The organism is Streptomyces inhibens (genome assembly GCF_022221585.1).
Lineage (GTDB): Bacteria > Actinomycetota > Actinomycetes > Streptomycetales > Streptomycetaceae > Streptomyces > Streptomyces inhibens.
This window is the reverse complement of record NZ_CP084681.1, coordinates 320,080-335,346: the sequence shown is the minus strand read 5'-3', so window position 1 is coordinate 335,346 and position 15,267 is coordinate 320,080. Positions and strand designations below refer to the sequence as shown.

General features: G+C 69.7%; 16 protein-coding genes. 4 read left to right on the top strand and 12 right to left on the bottom strand.

Features of this window, described 5'->3' with window-relative positions:
* Positions 1 to 109 precede the first annotated feature (109 nt).
* From KI385_RS01605 to KI385_RS01570, 8 genes are all read right to left on the bottom strand, one after another.
* Complete coding sequence (locus tag KI385_RS01605; protein ID WP_238570439.1) at positions 110 to 1,261, bottom strand: prephenate dehydrogenase; 1,152 nt, start codon at positions 1,259 to 1,261, stop codon at positions 110 to 112.
* 91 nt (positions 1,262 to 1,352) lie between these two features.
* On the bottom strand, positions 1,353 to 2,288 hold the full coding sequence (locus KI385_RS01600) for a DMT family transporter (protein ID WP_238570438.1): 936 nt from the start codon (positions 2,286 to 2,288) through the stop codon (positions 1,353 to 1,355).
* On the bottom strand, positions 2,285 to 3,535 hold the full coding sequence (locus tag KI385_RS01595; RefSeq protein ID WP_238577527.1) for an aminotransferase-like domain-containing protein: 1,251 nt from the start codon (positions 3,533 to 3,535) through the stop codon (positions 2,285 to 2,287). The genes KI385_RS01600 and KI385_RS01595 overlap by 4 nt, the downstream gene beginning before the upstream one ends.
* A gap of 65 nt (positions 3,536 to 3,600) precedes the next feature.
* A complete protein-coding gene (locus tag KI385_RS01590; protein ID WP_238570437.1) occupies positions 3,601 to 4,518 on the bottom strand; it encodes a phytanoyl-CoA dioxygenase family protein in 918 nt (305 codons plus the stop codon).
* Positions 4,515 to 5,696, bottom strand: a complete 1,182-nt coding sequence (locus tag KI385_RS01585; RefSeq protein ID WP_238570436.1) for an alpha-hydroxy acid oxidase — start codon at positions 5,694 to 5,696, stop codon at positions 4,515 to 4,517. Before KI385_RS01585 ends, KI385_RS01590 begins: the two co-directional genes overlap by 4 nt.
* Complete coding sequence (hppD, locus tag KI385_RS01580; protein ID WP_238570435.1) at positions 5,693 to 6,802, bottom strand: 4-hydroxyphenylpyruvate dioxygenase; 1,110 nt, start codon at positions 6,800 to 6,802, stop codon at positions 5,693 to 5,695. Before hppD ends, KI385_RS01585 begins: the two co-directional genes overlap by 4 nt.
* A gap of 251 nt (positions 6,803 to 7,053) precedes the next feature.
* Positions 7,054 to 7,674: a dihydroxyacetone kinase subunit DhaL gene (gene dhaL / locus KI385_RS01575; protein ID WP_238577526.1), complete on the bottom strand. Its 621-nt coding sequence runs from the start codon at positions 7,672 to 7,674 to the stop codon at positions 7,054 to 7,056.
* Positions 7,675 to 8,033: 359 nt separating this feature from the next.
* Entirely contained in the window at positions 8,034 to 8,798 is a 765-nt protein-coding gene (locus tag KI385_RS01570) for an IclR family transcriptional regulator (RefSeq protein WP_238570434.1), read from the bottom strand.
* Positions 8,799 to 8,866: 68 nt separating this feature from the next.
* Here KI385_RS01570 and dhaM point away from each other — a divergent pair, with 68 nt between their 5' ends.
* Positions 8,867 to 9,259, top strand: coding sequence for a dihydroxyacetone kinase phosphoryl donor subunit DhaM (gene dhaM, locus KI385_RS01565; protein ID WP_238570433.1), 393 nt, complete (start codon positions 8,867 to 8,869; stop codon positions 9,257 to 9,259).
* Between the two features lie 35 nt (positions 9,260 to 9,294).
* On the opposite strand, the gene KI385_RS01560 is transcribed toward dhaM, so the two are convergent.
* The 3 genes from KI385_RS01560 to cynR form a co-directional block, all read right to left on the bottom strand.
* The gene (locus KI385_RS01560; RefSeq protein WP_238570432.1) at positions 9,295 to 9,813 is read right to left on the bottom strand and encodes a hypothetical protein; all 519 of its coding nucleotides are present in this window, start codon (positions 9,811 to 9,813) and stop codon (positions 9,295 to 9,297) included.
* Between the two features lie 34 nt (positions 9,814 to 9,847).
* Entirely contained in the window at positions 9,848 to 10,264 is a 417-nt protein-coding gene (locus tag KI385_RS01555; protein WP_238570431.1) for a hypothetical protein, read from the bottom strand.
* Between the two features lie 188 nt (positions 10,265 to 10,452).
* Entirely contained in the window at positions 10,453 to 11,355 is a 903-nt protein-coding gene (cynR, locus tag KI385_RS01550; RefSeq protein ID WP_238570430.1) for a transcriptional regulator CynR, read from the bottom strand.
* A 172-nt stretch (positions 11,356 to 11,527) separates the two neighbouring features.
* Here cynR and KI385_RS01545 point away from each other — a divergent pair, with 172 nt between their 5' ends.
* Positions 11,528 to 12,160: a carbonic anhydrase gene (locus tag KI385_RS01545; RefSeq protein WP_238577525.1), complete on the top strand. Its 633-nt coding sequence runs from the start codon at positions 11,528 to 11,530 to the stop codon at positions 12,158 to 12,160.
* A gap of 54 nt (positions 12,161 to 12,214) precedes the next feature.
* Positions 12,215 to 12,685, top strand: a complete 471-nt coding sequence (gene cynS, locus KI385_RS01540) for a cyanase (RefSeq protein WP_238570429.1) — start codon at positions 12,215 to 12,217, stop codon at positions 12,683 to 12,685.
* 93 nt (positions 12,686 to 12,778) lie between these two features.
* Here cynS and KI385_RS01535 read toward each other — a convergent pair whose 3' ends face one another.
* On the bottom strand, positions 12,779 to 13,675 hold the full coding sequence (locus KI385_RS01535) for a LysR family transcriptional regulator (RefSeq protein ID WP_238577523.1): 897 nt from the start codon (positions 13,673 to 13,675) through the stop codon (positions 12,779 to 12,781).
* Between the two features lie 191 nt (positions 13,676 to 13,866).
* On the opposite strand from KI385_RS01535, the gene KI385_RS01530 reads away from it, so the two are divergent.
* Positions 13,867 to 15,264 carry a M20 family metallopeptidase gene (locus tag KI385_RS01530; protein ID WP_238570428.1) on the top strand — a complete coding sequence of 466 codons (1,398 nt, stop codon included), beginning with the start codon at positions 13,867 to 13,869 and terminating at the stop codon, positions 15,262 to 15,264.
* Positions 15,265 to 15,267 lie beyond the last annotated feature (3 nt).

Here is a 15,267-nt window from a genome sequence, read left to right as displayed (position 1 = left end):
GCTTTACGGACTGCTTTTAACGACTGCTTTTGCCGACTGCCTTTACGGACTGCCTTACGCACTGTCTTACGGACCATGGCCCGGCGGAAGTACGCGTAGGAGCGGAACGCTAACGGACCGCCCAGCCGCGGTCGCGCAGGGCGTCGGTGAGGGGACGCGCGACGTCGGGGGCGACCAGGAGCTCGACCGAACCGTGCGGCGGCGGCACCCTGTGCGACGCACGCCGCGCGTCCGGCGCATCCCGCACGTCCGACGCGTCCGCCCCGTTCGGCACAGACGGAAGGACCATGCCCTCCAGGTCCACCCGCGCATCGCCCACGTCGTCTAGCAGCCGCTCCAGCTGCCGGCTGCGGTCGTCACCGAGGGCCACCGAGAGTGCGGCGGGGGGATGCGCCCCTGGGCCGCCGTACGGGGTGGCGATGCGCGCCCGGCCCTCGCTGCCGCGACGCAGTATCTCGGTGAGGTCGGCCAGGGCAGCGCCGTGCTGTTCCGGTGAATCCTCCGTCAGCCGGCCCAGCGCCTCGGCGGTTCTCCGCAGATCCGCGGTGAGTTCGGTGAGCAGCGGGCCGACGGCCGCGGCATTGGCGGCGAGGATGTCCGCCCACAGCGCGGCATCGCCGGCCGCGACCCGGGTGACGTCCCGCATGCCGCGGCCGGCCAGCCGTACCGCGTAGTCCTCGCCCTCCAGCAGCCGGGCGGCGGTGAGACTCGCCATCACGTGCGGCAGATGGGAGATCAGCGCCACGGCCCGGTCGTGGTCCGGCGGGTCCAGCAGCACCGGTACGGCGTTGCACAGCGACACCAGCTCCAACGCACGGTTGAGTGCGCTCTCGCTGGTTTCAGGTGTGGGCGTCAGCACCCAGTGACGGTCCTGAAAGAGATCGGCGCGGGCCGACAGCGGTCCGGAGCGTTCCCGCCCGGCCAGCGGATGCCCGCCCACCAGGAGGGTGGTGTCGCATCCGAGGGCCAGGCATTCGGCGTGCGGAAGCGCCTTGACGCTCGCCACGTCCGTGTACACCTTGGCCAGTTCGGCCTTCTGATGGTCCGCGATGGTTCTGGCGATGTCCGAGGGAGGGACCGCGATCACCGCGATATCCACCGGGGCCGACGGTGGTTCGGGCGTCCCCGCGCCCCGCGCGGCGGCGATGCGCAGGCGGTCGCGGTCGCGGTCGATCAAGTGGGTGGTCACTCCCCGGGCGGTCAGTGCCAGGGCGATCGATGTACCGATGAGACCGGTGCCGACGACTGCAGCGGAATGCAAGGTGTCGCTCCTCGACCGTGGTGAGATGGGCGGCGAGCCGTCCGGGCCCGGACGGAATGCTGGGCGGGCCCGGACGGTCCTCGGGACGGCGCTACCGGTCGGCCGGGGTCTGTGCCGCCGGCTCCGCAGGGATTTCCTTGCGGGTCAGACGCCGTAGCAGCGCCGGGTTCGTCAGCATCACGGCGTTGCCGATCAGGATCAGCACGACGCCCGCCAGGTCCCGCGCCGTCCAGTGGAATTTCTCGAACACCGTGGACAGCAGAAGCGCCACGATCGGGAAGAGCACCATCGCGTACGCGGCGCGCTCGCCCCCGATCCGGCCGAGCAGGGTGAGATAGGCGCCGAAGCCGATCACCGAGCCGAAGACGGCGAGGTAGACGAGCGAGCCGGCGTACTTGAGCGTGGGGTCGAACAGCGCTCCGTCACCGAAGATGGCGGCGAACGGCACCAGCAGCAGCGCCCCGTAAGCCATCGCGTACCCGGTTCCCTGGATCACCGGAATACCCGCGGCCTGGGTCTTGCCGGAGACCACATTGCCCAGGCAGAAGACCAGGGTGCCGATGGCCGAGAGCACGATGCCCTGGCCCGATCCGGAGCTGAGGCCGAAGTGCTGGAACTCCGGCCAGAACACCGTGACGATGCCCAGCAGCCCGACCCCGCCGCCGATGAGCATTTTCGTGGTGATCGAGCGGCGGAAGAAGAGCCGCGCGAAGACCATGTTCACCACCAGCGACATCGCGAAGATGATCGAGACAAGGCCGGTGGTCAGATGCTGTTCGGCGAAGTAGAAACAGACGAAGTTCGTGGAGAACATCAGCCCGCCCATGAGCGCGAACTGACCGTGCACACGCAGCGGATAGCGCAGCGGCAGACCGCGCAGCCGAGCCCACGCCAGCAGGATCAGCGCCGCCAGGGCGAAGCGGTACGCGATCGACACCGTGGGGTGCACATCTCCCAGCTGGCCCTTGATGGCCAGCCAGGTGGAGCCCCAGATCAGCACCGTCACGACGTACAGGACGGCGTTCATACACAGCTCCGTTCCAGCAGACCGACCAACCGGCGGGCGCCCTCGGCGACTTGGTCCGGCGTCAAGTAGCTCAGGGAGAGCCGCATCTGGTAGCGGCCGCCACCGCTGTCCGGATAGAAGTAGCTCATCGGGGTCCAGATCACTCCGTGTTCGCGGGCGGACTCCTCCAGCAGCGCATTGTCCGCCGGGACGGGGAGGGTCAGGGTGAGGAAGAACCCGCCCTCGGGCGAATTCCAGTGGATCCCGGCCGCCTCGCGCCGCTCCGGAGGCAGCAGCCGTTCGAGGGAGTCGAGCAGGACCGCCAGATTCTCCTGGTAGAAGTCGGCGGCCGGTTTGTTGGCCTCCCGCAGACGGAAGTCGTGGGTGAGCAGCATGCCCCCGATCACCGCCTGGCTGAGTGCCGGGGTGTTCACCGTCACCATGCCCTTGATCTTGGACAGTTCGTCCGCCAGGAGGGTGCGGCTGCCGTCCGCTGCCTGGACGAGCTGGTCGGCGACGACATAACCGACCCGGGCGCCGGGGAAGCAGGTCTTGGCGAAGGAGCCGAGATAGATCACTCGCTGCCGGGTGTCCAGCGCCTTGAGCGTGGGCAGCCCGGTGCCGGTGCGGGTGAAGAACCCGTACGGATTGTCCTCCAGGAGGAGCAGGTCCTCCTCCTCGGCCAGTTCGAGCAGCTGTTGGCGCGTGGCGAGGGGCAGACAGGTGCCGGTGGGGTTGGAGAAGTCCGGCACCACATAGAACGCCCGCGGCCGCTTCCCGGCCGCCCGCAGGTCGGCGACCGTCCGCCGCAGTACTTCCGGGTCGGTGCCGTTCTCGCCGTCCGGTACATGCGCGGTCTCGATGTCCAGCAGCCGGGCCGCTCCGGTGATGCCGACGTAGCAGGGAGAGGAGACCAGCAGGACGTCCGAGGGGTCGGCGAACAGCGCACGGAGGACGATGAACATGCCCTCCTGGCAGCCCACGGTGACCACCAGGGACTCCGGGGCCGCCTCGATGCCCTCGTCGTTGCGCAGGGCGCGGGCCACCAGTTCATGGATCTGGCCGTTGGTGCGCCCGTACTGGAAGAGCAGCGTGCGGACCTCGTCCGGGGTCCGGCCCTGCTCCTCGGAGAGATACCGCTTGTAGGCGTCGAGGTAGGAGCCGATCCGCTCGACCTCGAAGAGCCCTTCGTACGGGCGGCCCGGACCGAAGGAGATCGCCTGGGGGTAGCGGGAGGTGACCTCGTTGAGGAAGTTCATCACCTCCATGAGCGGATCGCCGAGTGAGCCGTGCAGCCCTTGGGCCGACAGCACGGTGGTGGGGGAGCCGTCACTCACCGGGCGTCCTCCCACAGGACGGGGCAGAAGGCCGGGTCGGTGTAGTCGGGGTGGCCCTGCGCGTCCGCGCGGACGAGTACATCGTTGTTGTAGACGACGCGCTCGCGGTTGGACAGGACGAAGGGACGCCACTGGTTGGTCCGGTCCTGCAGATGCAGGGAAATCGCGCGGCGGGGGCGGTCGCTGACGTTGTATCCGCTGCCGTGATAGGTGCGGCAGTGGTGGAAGCTGATGTGTCCCTTGGGGATGTTCACGGGGACCTTTTGTACCTCGGCCTGGTTGTAGGCGGCGTTCTCCGCGAGCATGTCCTCCAGCTCCGACCGGTCGCGGTCGGCGAAGTGACGGCTGGTGGAGTCGTCCCCGCCGATCTCCTTCCAGCGGTGACTGCCGTCGACCATCGTGATCGTCCCCATCTCCTCGTCACAGTCGTGGAAGGGGATGAAGGCGGTGAGCATCTCGTCGGAGGAGCAGGTCTGCCAGTAGTGGCGGTCGAAGTGCCAGGGCACGATGTTGCGGGAGTCGTCCGCACGTGGCGGCTTGTGGATCAGCGTGCTGTTCCACAGCCGTATCTGGCTGGTCTCCGCTATGCGGGCCGCGACCGCCGCGATGAGCGGCTTGGACAGGATGCTGCGGATGGTGTCGTCCTCGTAGAAGATGTAGTCGTTGTGCCGGTGCACATCGCCCTGCGAGGGCTCCCAGTACGCCAGGCGCGGCGGCCGCGTCGGCAGGGTGCGGTCCCGGTGGCCGGCGTAGAAGCGGTCACTGGCGGAGTTCAGGAGATCGACCTCCTCATCGGTGAGCAGCTTCTTCGACAGATACCAGCCGTGCTCCTGATAGAACTGCACCTCGTCGTCCGAGGGCAAGAGGTCCTGCTCGGCAGCGGTCAGCGTGAAGCGCGCGTCATTGTTCGTCATGCCATGTCCCTGTCGTTCGTGGCGATGGGGTGTGCAAGGCCGGGGGAGGGATGGAGCAGGTCGGGGGTGAGCGTGTCGAGGCGGGGCCGGCCGGTCAGTGCCATCGCCTCCTCCAGTTCCGCCCGGAGGGTGGAAAGGACCCGTTCGACGCCGGTGGCACCGTCGACGGCCAGGCCCCACAGGACCGGGCGGCCGACCAGTACCGCCCGGGCACCCAGCGCCAGCGCCTTGAGCACGTCCGTACCGCGGCGGATCCCGCCGTCGACGAGGACCTCGCACTCGCTCGGCACGGCCGCGACGACCTCGGGCAGTGCGTCCAGCGCCGCCACCGCGCCGTCGAGTTGGCGGCCGCCGTGCGTGGACACGATCAGACCCTCCACTCCGAGGTCGGCCGCCTGCCGGGCGTCCTCCGCGGTGAGTACCCCCTTCAGCACCAGCGGCAGGCTGGTCAGCGAGCGCAACCAGACCAGGTCCTCCCAGGTGAAGGCGGCGTCGTGGTGCCGGGCCGCGTGGTCGGCCAGCGTGGAGCTGCCGGCGCGACCGCTGTGCAGCTCGGCCTTGTGGCCGTCGTCGAGATTGGCCGGCCGGATGTGCGAGGGCAGGCTGAAGCCGTTGCGCAGATCGCGCTCCCGGCGCGCCATCCGGGGGGTGTCGACCGTGATCACCAGAGCCCGGTAGCCGGCTGCCTCGGCCCGGCGCACGAGCGACTCGGTGACCTTCCGCTCGCGCAGCACATAGAGCTGTAGCCACAGCGGGCCGGTCGCGGCCCGCGCGGTCTCCTCCAGCGTCCGGCTCGCGAAGGTGCTGGCGATCGTGAGCGCGCCCACCTCACCGGCCGCGCGGACGGTGGCGGTCTCGCCCTCCGGATCGACCAGTCGGTGGTACGCCATGGGCGCGATCCCGATGGGCAGGGCCACCGGACGGCCGAGCAGGGTGGTGCTCACCTCGCAGTGGGACACATCGACCAGGACCCGAGGGCGGAACCGGTACCGGTCGAATGCCGCGCGGTCGCCGCGCAGGGTCACCTCGTCGCCGCTGCCGCCGGCGATGTAGTCCCACACGGCCCGGTCCAGCTTGGCACGGGCCGCTGCCGCATAGTCCTGCGGGGACAGCAGCACGTCCCGCTCGGGGGCGTCGGCCGCGGCGGACCGTCCGGCAAGGTCGGCCCGGGCGGTCATGCGCCGGCCCCCGCCGCGACGCCGACGGGTACGGCCGCATGCGGATCGGTGCCGCGCTCGCGCTCCACGGCCTCGTAGAGGGCCTTGATGTTGCCGCTGCCGAAGGTACGGGCATCGAGCCGCTGGATCAGCTCGAAGAACACCGTCCGGCGGGCGTACGGGGAGCGGGTGAACACCTGCACCAGCTGGCCCCATTCGTCCCGGTCGGCCAGCAGACCCAGCTCCTGGAGCACTGCCGGGTCGATGTCCACCTCGATGCCCCGGTCGGCCAGCGAGGAGTAGTAACCGGCCGGGGTGGAGAGCAACTCCACGCCGGATTCCCGGAGTTCGCGGGCCGCCCGGACGATGTCGTCCGTGCCGTAGGCCACATGCTGGACGCCGGGGCCGTCGAAACCGTCGAGGAAATCGTTGAGCTGACCGCGGTCGCCGACCGGGTCGGGCTCCACCATCGTGAAGGTGATCCCCCGGGTCTCGTCCTGCACGACCTTCGACGCCATCGCCTGCCCGCCGATCACGAGGTACTCGTCGTAGGTGTGCCGCAGTCCCAGCGCCCGCTGATAGAAGTCGACCATGGTGTCCAGCGAACCGGCGCGCAGGCACAGCGCGAGGTGATCGACCGACCGCAGCAGCGCGGGCCCCGGGGCGACGCCCTCCCCGATGGGTCGGTATCGCCCGGGCAGAAAGGGACCTGACGGATCGTCACGCTGGACGAACGTATGGACCAGGTCGTTGGTCGCGGCGATGGTGGCTCGCGTGACCCGGCCATCGGCGTCCTCGAACGTCTCCGGTTCCGCGACGGCGTCGGCGCCGGCGGCCACCGCCCGCTCGAAGTCGCCGACCGCGTCGGTCGACTGCAGGGCCACATCGCGCACCCCGTCGCCGTGCCTGCGCACAAAACGCGATGCCGCATGGTCGGCGTGCAGAGCGGAGGTCAGCACCAGGCGGACGCCGCCGTGTGCCAGCACCAGTGAGCGGGCGCCGGCCAGCCCGGTGAGCGGGCCTGCCTCGGCCGCCACCTGGAAGCCGTAGGTGCCGCAGTAGTAATGGGAGGCCTGATAGACGTCCCCCACGAAGAACTCAACATGGTCGATGGAATGGGCGGTCACATTGATCCAATCGTCGTTCGGGATGGGGTGCGGGCGCGCCTTTGCGTCGGATGGGAGTCGGGGGGTCGGCGGCAGCGGGAGGCCCCGCTCAACTGGCCGCGGCAGGCCGTCACCTGCCGTGTCGCCGGGGGCCGCTTCCGCGGCAACTCCGGGCGCGAACAGCGCCACGCCGGCACGACGGGGCGAACCGTCGGCCCGTGGACGCCAGGTAGCGATTGGGGGGAAGAGTTACGGAGTGGCCGGCCGCGGCGTCACTGGCGTCGGCCGGGGCCCTCCGCCGTCTCGGCGAGCGCGTGAAACACATAGGCGGTCGACGTGGCACCGGGGTCCTGGTGGCCGATGCTGCGCAGTCCCAGGTACGACGCCCGGCCCTTTCTGGCCTGGAGCGGGACGGTGGCTCGCATACCGGCTTCGGCCGCATCGGCCGCGGAGTGTGCGGACGTACAGAAGTCGGCGCCGGAGCGCGCCGCGTCACGGAAGGCGTCGACCGCGGGGGAGTAGGCGTCGATCATGGTCTTGTCGCCGGGGACGGCCGCACCCAGCTGCTGCACCTTTGCCAGCGCCGCGGCGAGCGCCGTGGCGAACTGCGGGGCGTCGACCTCCGCGGACGTGCCGAGGGATTCACCGAGGGCCCGGAACGCGCCGCCGAACAGGGGTCCGGAGGCACCGCCGACGACCGATACCAGTGAGTTACCCGCGGTCGTCAGGACCTCGCCGACCGAGGCCGGGGTCTTCGACGGGTCGTCGAGCCGGTCGCGCACCGCGGTGAAGCCCCGGGCCATGTTCGCCCCGTGGTCGCCGTCTCCGATGGCGGAATCGAGTCGGGTGAGGTGCTCTTCGTTCCGGCTCATGGCCGAGGTGATGTTCTGCATCCAGTCGAGAGCGAGCGAAACATCCACCGGTTCTCCTCTGGCGTTGGGGATCGCGGACTCCGGTGTCGGCGGTGCGGACGAGGATAAGTTGTCGATCGTCTTCGCAGGCTTCCGCATGGCAGGCGCTCCTTCGTTCCCCCGTGCCCGCAGCCTTGAGCAGCGAGTCGGTTAATCAACGCTATACCGAAAGCTGTTCGGCAATGCCGAATGACAGAGGAAGCAAAACGCAGCGACCCCGGCGCCGTCAAGAGCTTCCGGCACAGTGGCCCCACGGGCGCCTCATCTGAGGCCCAATGGCCGTCTCCATGCAGCGAGTTGATGAAGTCTCCATGAAATATGGAGGGGTCTTCACGGAGGCGTCAGCCGCAGGCGCGCAGACCCGCGTTGCGCGGTGCCCCGAGGTCCCGCGACAGGCTGCGAGCCACTTCGCGGACCGCGATCGCGCACTCCTGACGTGCACTTTCGGCCAGCAGGCGCTCGACGGGACCCACCAGGCCAAGGCCGCCCACGACCTCACCGGTGCGGTCGAAGACGGGGGCCGCGATGCCGGCGTCGCCCAGGGTCAACTCCTGGTCGTCCAGCGCATATCCGATCTCGCGCACCCGGTCGAGCTGTGTGCTGAGCCGTGCCGGGTCGTCGATGCTGGAGCCGGTGACCCGGGGCAGCTCGCCCGCCAGGAGTTCGGTACGCTGTTCGGCGGGCAGAAATGCCGCGATCGCCTTCCCCAGGGCGCAGGTGTTCCAGGGCAGACTGGCCCCCGTCTCCAGCACCTGTACCGACCCGCCGGGCCGGAAGGCATGGTGGATCACAAGAACATGACGGTCCGTCAAAATGCCGACCCACACGGCGGCACCGGCCTGGGAGGCGAGCAGATCCGCCCACGTCACCGCGCGGGTACGCAACTCGTGCGAGTCGAGGTAGGCATTGCCCAGGGTCACCAGACCGGGGCCCAGCTGGTACTTGCCCGTCTCGCGGTCCTGGACGACCATGCCCTCCGCTTCCAGGGTGCGCAGGAGGGCGTGCGCGGTCGGCTTGGCCACGCCGATACGGTCGGCCAGCTCCGTCACGCCCAATCGCGGCGTCGCCGTGGCGAGCTCCCGGAGGACGTGGATCGCCCTGTGCACCGCCTGGACCATGCAACACCCCTGTTCAGTATTGATGAACGCCGTTCTGAATCATAGGGTCCTTGTTCATGACACCGCTGGTTGGCATCGTCATTGTGTCGCACAGTGCGGAGATCGCCCTCGGCGTGCGGTCCCTGGTTGAGCAGATGGCCTGCGAAGGAGTCGTTGTCGCCACCGCCGGCGGCACCGACGACGGTCGTACCGGGACGAGTTACTCCCGCATTCTGGCCGCCCTGCGCACGGCGGACAGCGATGTCGGCGTGGTGGTCCTGCCGGACCTGGGAAGCTCGGTCCTCACCGCACGCCTCGTCCTGGACGACCACCCCGGCATCCAAGCCGTCCTGGCCGACGCCCCGTTGGTCGAAGGAGCCGTCGCCGCCGCCGTCACGGCCGCGAGCGGCGCCGACCTGTCGACGGTCGTCAAAGCGGCCGAGGAGGCGCGTCATATCAGCAAGTTCTGACCGGTCGCCGAGGACGGGGTGACGGCGCGTACGAGCTACTTGCTCAGCACATTCGCCGCCACGATGCACAGCCCGAGCAGCATGTCCACGGCACCGACCCGGCAGGCCGCCGCCCAGCCCCGTCCCGCCACCCGGGCCGCCCACACCCCCCAGCCGAACAGCGTCACCGTATTGAGGGTCAGCGCGACATCGACCGCGGCCTCCTCGCCCCACCATCCGGCGTACGCGCCGAACAGGGCAGCCACCGTCGGCAGCATCGCGGCCACCAGTGGCCACTCGGTCAGCATCGACCGTACGGCCGTGGTGGTGACCGGCGCCTTGTCGCCCGTTCGGTGTGCGATGGAGTGTGCGTAGCCGTGCGCCGCGGCTGACGCCGCTCCCGCCAGTAACACCCACACCGCGTCATATCCGGGATCCGACGTGCCGGTGTCATGGCCCAGCGCGGCGGCCAGCACGCTGGCGAGCACCGATCCGTACACCCCGCCGAACAGCAGCCGCTGCAACGGCTCTTCCCGTCGGCGAGGACGTCTGGGAAGCGTGGTGCTGGTCGACATGGCGCCACCTCACAGGTCGGGGAAGTGCGCCCGTTCAGGCGGCGGCTGCGGCCTCGTTCAGCGCATGGGTGATGAGCGGCAGGTCGGTGGCGTCCACCTGGTGGAGCACCTGTCGCAGGCTGACGTCGCAGTGGCCGACCAAAGAGGCCGCAACCCGCAGGACCGCCAGCTCGCTGGGCGAACCCACGTTCCAGGGCCCGTCCAGCAGCCGCAGGCCCACCGCGTTCCAGTCGACCGTGGGGTGGCCGTCCGGATATTCAAGAAGCGAGCCGAGCCCGACGTTTTCGTTCTCCGCGCTCTGGTCGCAGAACAGATGAAGCCAGAAACCGTTGCGGTGGCGGCCGAGCAGGCGCACGGCGGCACGCATCTGGACGTTGCCGACCGGGCGAACGAGGCGTTCGGCGAGGTCGTGACCGTCCTGGGGCGTGAGTTCCTTGACTGACTGGGGCATGGGTTCTCCGTCCGTGGGGATCGCTCACCACCATGCCCCTCCCGGTGCACGGAGCCGGCAGTTCACCACGAGAGTCACCCGTGTCGCAGCATTCGCGCGGCTCTTCAGGTGAGACTGGTGCGCGCCTGGTTGATGTGCCCCCGCTCCGTCTGCGGGTGCCCCGCACGAAGCCGCGCGGGGCACCCGGCTCAGCTCTCTCCGGGCCGTTCCGCCGCCCAGCCGCGGGCCACCCGGGTGAAGGCATGGGCGGCGGCGCTCCGGTAGGCGGTTTCGCGGCGGAGCAGGGTGACGGTACGGGAGGGCAGCGGCGGGTCGAGGGGGACGGGGTGGAGGTGGGGGTGGTCGTGGGTGATGGCGTCGGGCAGCACCGTGGCGAGTGGGGTGCGCCGGACGATTTCGGTGAGGGCGTTGAGGGAGTTGGCCTCCACCGCGATATGCGGGGAGACCCGGTGCCGGCCGAAATGGGCGTCGATATGCCCCCGGGTGGCGAAGTCGCTGCTGAGCAGGGCGAGTTGGAGATCGTTCAGGGCGCTGATCGGCAGCGCCTGAGTGCGCCCGGCATGGGGGTGCTCGGTGCCGACGACGAGGCCGAGGGTCTCGGTGAACAGTGCGGTCGCGGCGATGCCGGGCAGATGGGGACCGCCGAAGGCGATGCCGAGGTCCAACTCGTCGGCGAGCAGGGCGGATTCGATGTGGTCCTGCGTCATCTCGCGCAGCTCCAGAGTGATGGCGGGATGCCGTCGGTGGAAGGCCTCCACCAGGGGCCCGACGAGGTAGGCGGTGAACGTCGGTGTCATCGCCAGTCGCAGGGAGCCGCGCGAGAGGTCCTGGACATCGAGCACCGCGCGCTCGGCGGCCGCGAGGTCCTGCAGGGCGCGGCGCGCGTAGTGGACATAGGCCTCGCCCGCGTCCGTCAGGCGCACGGTCCGGCCGGAGCGGTCAAGCAGCTGCACCTTCAGTGACCGCTCCAGCTGCTTGACCTGCTGCGACAGGGTGGGCTGGGAGATGTGCAGCGCTTCGGCGGCACGGGTGAAATTCGCATGCTCGGCGACCGCGAGCAGGTAGCGCAGATGACGCAGTTCCACCATCACACCTCACCTCGTCTGCGGATACGGCCCTGGCTTCTGCGGACCATCCACCTATAGATACGACCAATCGCAGTCATGGATTCTGCGACTTGGACACTATAGGCGCAGGTCACGCATGGTGGATGACGTCGGCCCCCGCCGGCGCCCGAGCCCCGATCGAAGGGAGTGAGTGACCATGCAGCACCTGGCCGAAGGAGTCCGGCGCTTCCAGCAGGACGTCTTCCCCGCCCAGGCGGCGCGCTTCGCCCGTCTCGCCACCGCCCACACACCGACCGCGCTGTTCATCAGCTGCTCCGACGCTCGCGTCGTGCCCGAAATGATCACGCAGCGGGAGGCGGGCGAGCTGTTCGTCATCCGTACCGCCGGCAATCTCGTCCCCGCCTACACCCCGGGCGCGGACGGTGTGGCCGCCGGCATCGAGTACGCCGTCAGCGTCCTGGGTGTCGCCGAGATCGTCGTCTGCGGGCACTCCGCCTGCGGCGCCATGACGGCCCTCGCCGACCGCCACGACCTCACCCACCTGCCCGCGATCGCCGACTGGCTCCGCCACGCCGATGCCTCCCGGGCCCGCACTGCCGGCACCGGCCGTGGCGGGAGCCGGACCGACGCCCCGGCCGGTGCCCCGGTCGACGCCCTGGTGCGCGACAACGTCCGCGCCCAGCTCGCCAACCTCACCACCCACCCCTCGGTGGCCCGCGCCCTGGCCGAGCACACGCTCACGCTGCACGGCTGGTGCTTCGACATCGCCACCGGCGCCGTCGAGGCTCTCGATCCCACCAGCGACCGATTCACCGCCCTCGCGGCCTGATCGCTCCTTACCCCTCTCCACATTCCCCGTCCCTTCAGCGAATGGAAGCCCCTCATGGTGCACGCACAGTTCGACCCCACCGCCCGCCGGCAGCTCGCGATCGCCGCGGTCGAGTCCAAGACCCGTAAGGACCTCACCTGGCAGCAGATCGCCGACGCCGCCGGTCTGTCGGTCGCCTTCGTCACCGCCGCCGTCCTCGGGCAGCACGCCCTGCCCCAGGCGTCCGCCGAGGCCGTCGCCGAACTGCTGGGCCTCGACGACGACGCGGCGATGCTCCTGCAGACCATCCCGACCCGCGGTTCGCTCTCCGGCGCCGTCCCGACCGACCCGACGATCTACCGCTTCCACGAGATGCTCCAGGTCTACGGCACCACCCTCAAGGCCCTGGTCCACGAGCAGTTCGGCGACGGCATCATCAGCGCGATCAACTTCAAGCTGGATGTGCGGAAGGTCGCCGACCCCGAGGGCGGCGAGCGCGCGGTCATCACCCTCGACGGCAAGTACCTGCCCACGAAGCCGTTCTGACCGCGGCGTCCGCTCGGATCGGACGCTGAGGGCGCGGGCCCGGTGTACGGCCCATGCGAGGTGGCACCTCGATCATGCGGTCGTACGCCCGGCTCACGCCCCGTCCATGCGCTCCATCAGGTGCGTGAGGAATGTCTGCACGGCGACGGGCAGTACCCGCCGAGCCATGGACTGGATCTGGACGGAGCGCTCCGCCAGCTCCGGATTCCGTACCGGGATCGCGACGACATCCTCGCCAACACCGCTTCCCCGTACTGTCAGTTGGCCCGCCATAATGATTCCGCCGCGCAGCCGGGCGAAGGCATGCAGCGCTCCGCTGTCATTGCTCACGAATACCGGCTGGAAAGTGAGATCTTCCAGGCTCGCGCAGATATCGAAAAGCTGCCGGATGGTCGTGGTCTGTTCCATCAGTCCGAGCGGATACGGCAGCAGATCCGAAATCCAGAGCTCGGTGCGTCCGGCGAGCGGATGGCCCGTCGGAACGAGCGCGAGAATGGGCTGCCGAAGCGCGTACTCGACCTTGATGCCCTCTTCGGGCGCCAGGCTGTAGGTGACCGCCAGATCGGCCTCGCCGTCCCGTACCCGCCGGGTGGCGTCCCCGGGGGTGGTCACATGCAGATGGAACCGCACCCCCGGATGCGTCTCCCGGAAGCTGACGACGGCCTCCGGCAGGAAGCCCCGGGCGAAGCCCTCCGAACTGGCGATCCTGACCGTGCTGTGCCGCAGCGTCCCCAGCCCGCGAAGATCCGCGAGGACCTGTTCGGACTCCAGCTGCGAGCGTCTGGCATGGGCCGCCAGCATCTCGCCTGCCTCGCTGAGGACCATGCCGCGCGGCCTCCGCTCGAAGAGCGGGACCCCCACCTCGTGCTCCAGACGCGCGATCTGCCGGCTGATGGCCGAGGCTGCCACGTGGAGGTGCGCCGAAGCCTGGTTGATCGATCCGGTACGCGCGACTTCGAGGAAGTACCGCAGTGCCGGCGCCGGTTCCATCGATGTCACGTTGCCACCTCATTGCTGCGCCGCTGTGCGGCAGACCACGTGACCTTACCGCCCGCATCGTCGGGTGCAACCTTGCCTGTTCGGCAATGCTCCGTTGCATTTACGGTAATTGTGCCGCGCCTCGGGCTGTGGCTAGCCTGCGGTTCCTGATGTTCCAGGGATTCTGGGAGAAAGGAACTTTCGTGCCGCGCTCTGAGGCAATCGACCGGGCATTGGAATATTTCGATTCCGGTGCATTTCTCACGGATCTGGAACGGCGGGTCGCCATTCCCACCGAGAGCCAGTCCCAAAACCCGGTGGAGCGGCAGCGCCAGCTGCGGTCCTACCTGACGACGGAAATGGCCCCCGCGGCCGCCCGGCTCGGCTGCACCACCCGGATCGTCGACAACCCGGTGGCCGGCGGTGGCCCGTTCCTCATCGCCACCCGGCATGAAGGCGAAGGGCTGCCCACCGTGCTCACCTACGGGCACGCCGATGTGGTGCCCGGCGAGGCGCACCGATGGCGGTCCGGCCTGGAACCATGGCGCCTCGTCGTCGAGGGGGACCGGTGGTACGGACGCGGAACCGCGGACAACAAGGGCCAGCACAGCGTCAATCTTGCGGCACTCGAACAGGTACTGCGCACCCGGGGCGGCAGCTTCGGCTTCAACCTGAAGGTGATCGTCGAGACGGGCGAGGAGACCGGCTCGCCCGGCCTGCGCGCCCTGTGTGCGCAGCTGCGCGACGAACTCGCCGCCGATCTGCTGATCGCCTCCGACGGGCCCCGCATCTCCGCCCCACGCCCGACGCTGTTCCTCGGCTCGCGCGGCAGTGTCGCCTTCACCCTGCGCGTTGCGCTGCGCGACAGGGCCCACCACTCCGGCAACTGGGGCGGCCTGCTGCGCAACCCCGCGACCGTCCTGGCCGGCGCGCTGGCCACCCTCGTCGACGGTCGGGGCAAGATACTCGTACCCGGGCTGCGCCCCCCGTCGATCCCGCCGGGAGTCACAAAGGCGCTGGCCGACCTTCCGGTGGGCGGCGGTCCGGACGACCCCGTCATCGACGAGGACTGGGGCGAGCCCGGCCTCACCCCGGCCGAGCGGCTGGTCGGATGGAACACCCTGGAAGTCCTCTCGCTGGCCGCCGGAAACCCGGACACACCGGTCAACGCCATCCCCGGCACCGCACATGCGCATTGCCAGCTGCGCACCGTCGTCGGCACGGACGCCGAGGGCGTGGGCAAGGCCTTGCGCGCACACCTGGACGCGCACGGGTTCCCCATGGTCGACGTGGAAACCGGCCGGCTGATGTCCGCGACCCGCTCCGACCCCGACGGCCCCTGGGTGCGCTGGGCCGCGCAGTCCCTCGCCCGGACCACCGGCGCCGCGCCCGCGATCATGCCCAACCTGGGCGGGTCCATCCCGAACGACGCGTTCGCCGATGAACTCGGACTCTGCACGATCTGGGTGCCACACTCCTACCCCGCCTGCGCCCAGCACGCCCCGGACGAACACCTCCTCGCGCCGGTGGCGCGCGAGGCGCTGCAGATCATGGCCGGTCTCTTCTGGGACCTCGGCGACCCCTCCACCCGACCCCTCTGAGCG

What these genes read in the sequence shown, in the direction of transcription:
- KI385_RS01535 (WP_238577523.1), bottom strand. Translation starts at nt 13,675, where the DNA reads ATGGAACCGGCGCCGGCACTGCGGTACTTCCTCGAAGTCGCGCGTACC.
- KI385_RS01560 (WP_238570432.1), bottom strand. Translation starts at nt 9,813, where the DNA reads ATGTCGACCAGCACCACGCTTCCCAGACGTCCTCGCCGACGGGAAGAG.
- dhaL (WP_238577526.1), bottom strand. Translation starts at nt 7,674, where the DNA reads ATGCAGAACATCACCTCGGCCATGAGCCGGAACGAAGAGCACCTCACC.
- cynS (WP_238570429.1), top strand. Translation starts at nt 12,215, where the DNA reads ATGGTGCACGCACAGTTCGACCCCACCGCCCGCCGGCAGCTCGCGATC.
- KI385_RS01600 (WP_238570438.1), bottom strand. Translation starts at nt 2,288, where the DNA reads ATGAACGCCGTCCTGTACGTCGTGACGGTGCTGATCTGGGGCTCCACC.
- KI385_RS01555 (WP_238570431.1), bottom strand. Translation starts at nt 10,264, where the DNA reads ATGCCCCAGTCAGTCAAGGAACTCACGCCCCAGGACGGTCACGACCTC.
- KI385_RS01595 (WP_238577527.1), bottom strand. Translation starts at nt 3,535, where the DNA reads ATGGAGGTGATGAACTTCCTCAACGAGGTCACCTCCCGCTACCCCCAG.
- dhaM (WP_238570433.1), top strand. Translation starts at nt 8,867, where the DNA reads ATGACACCGCTGGTTGGCATCGTCATTGTGTCGCACAGTGCGGAGATC.
- KI385_RS01585 (WP_238570436.1), bottom strand. Translation starts at nt 5,696, where the DNA reads ATGACCGCCCGGGCCGACCTTGCCGGACGGTCCGCCGCGGCCGACGCC.
- KI385_RS01545 (WP_238577525.1), top strand. Translation starts at nt 11,528, where the DNA reads ATGCAGCACCTGGCCGAAGGAGTCCGGCGCTTCCAGCAGGACGTCTTC.
- KI385_RS01590 (WP_238570437.1), bottom strand. Translation starts at nt 4,518, where the DNA reads ATGACGAACAATGACGCGCGCTTCACGCTGACCGCTGCCGAGCAGGAC.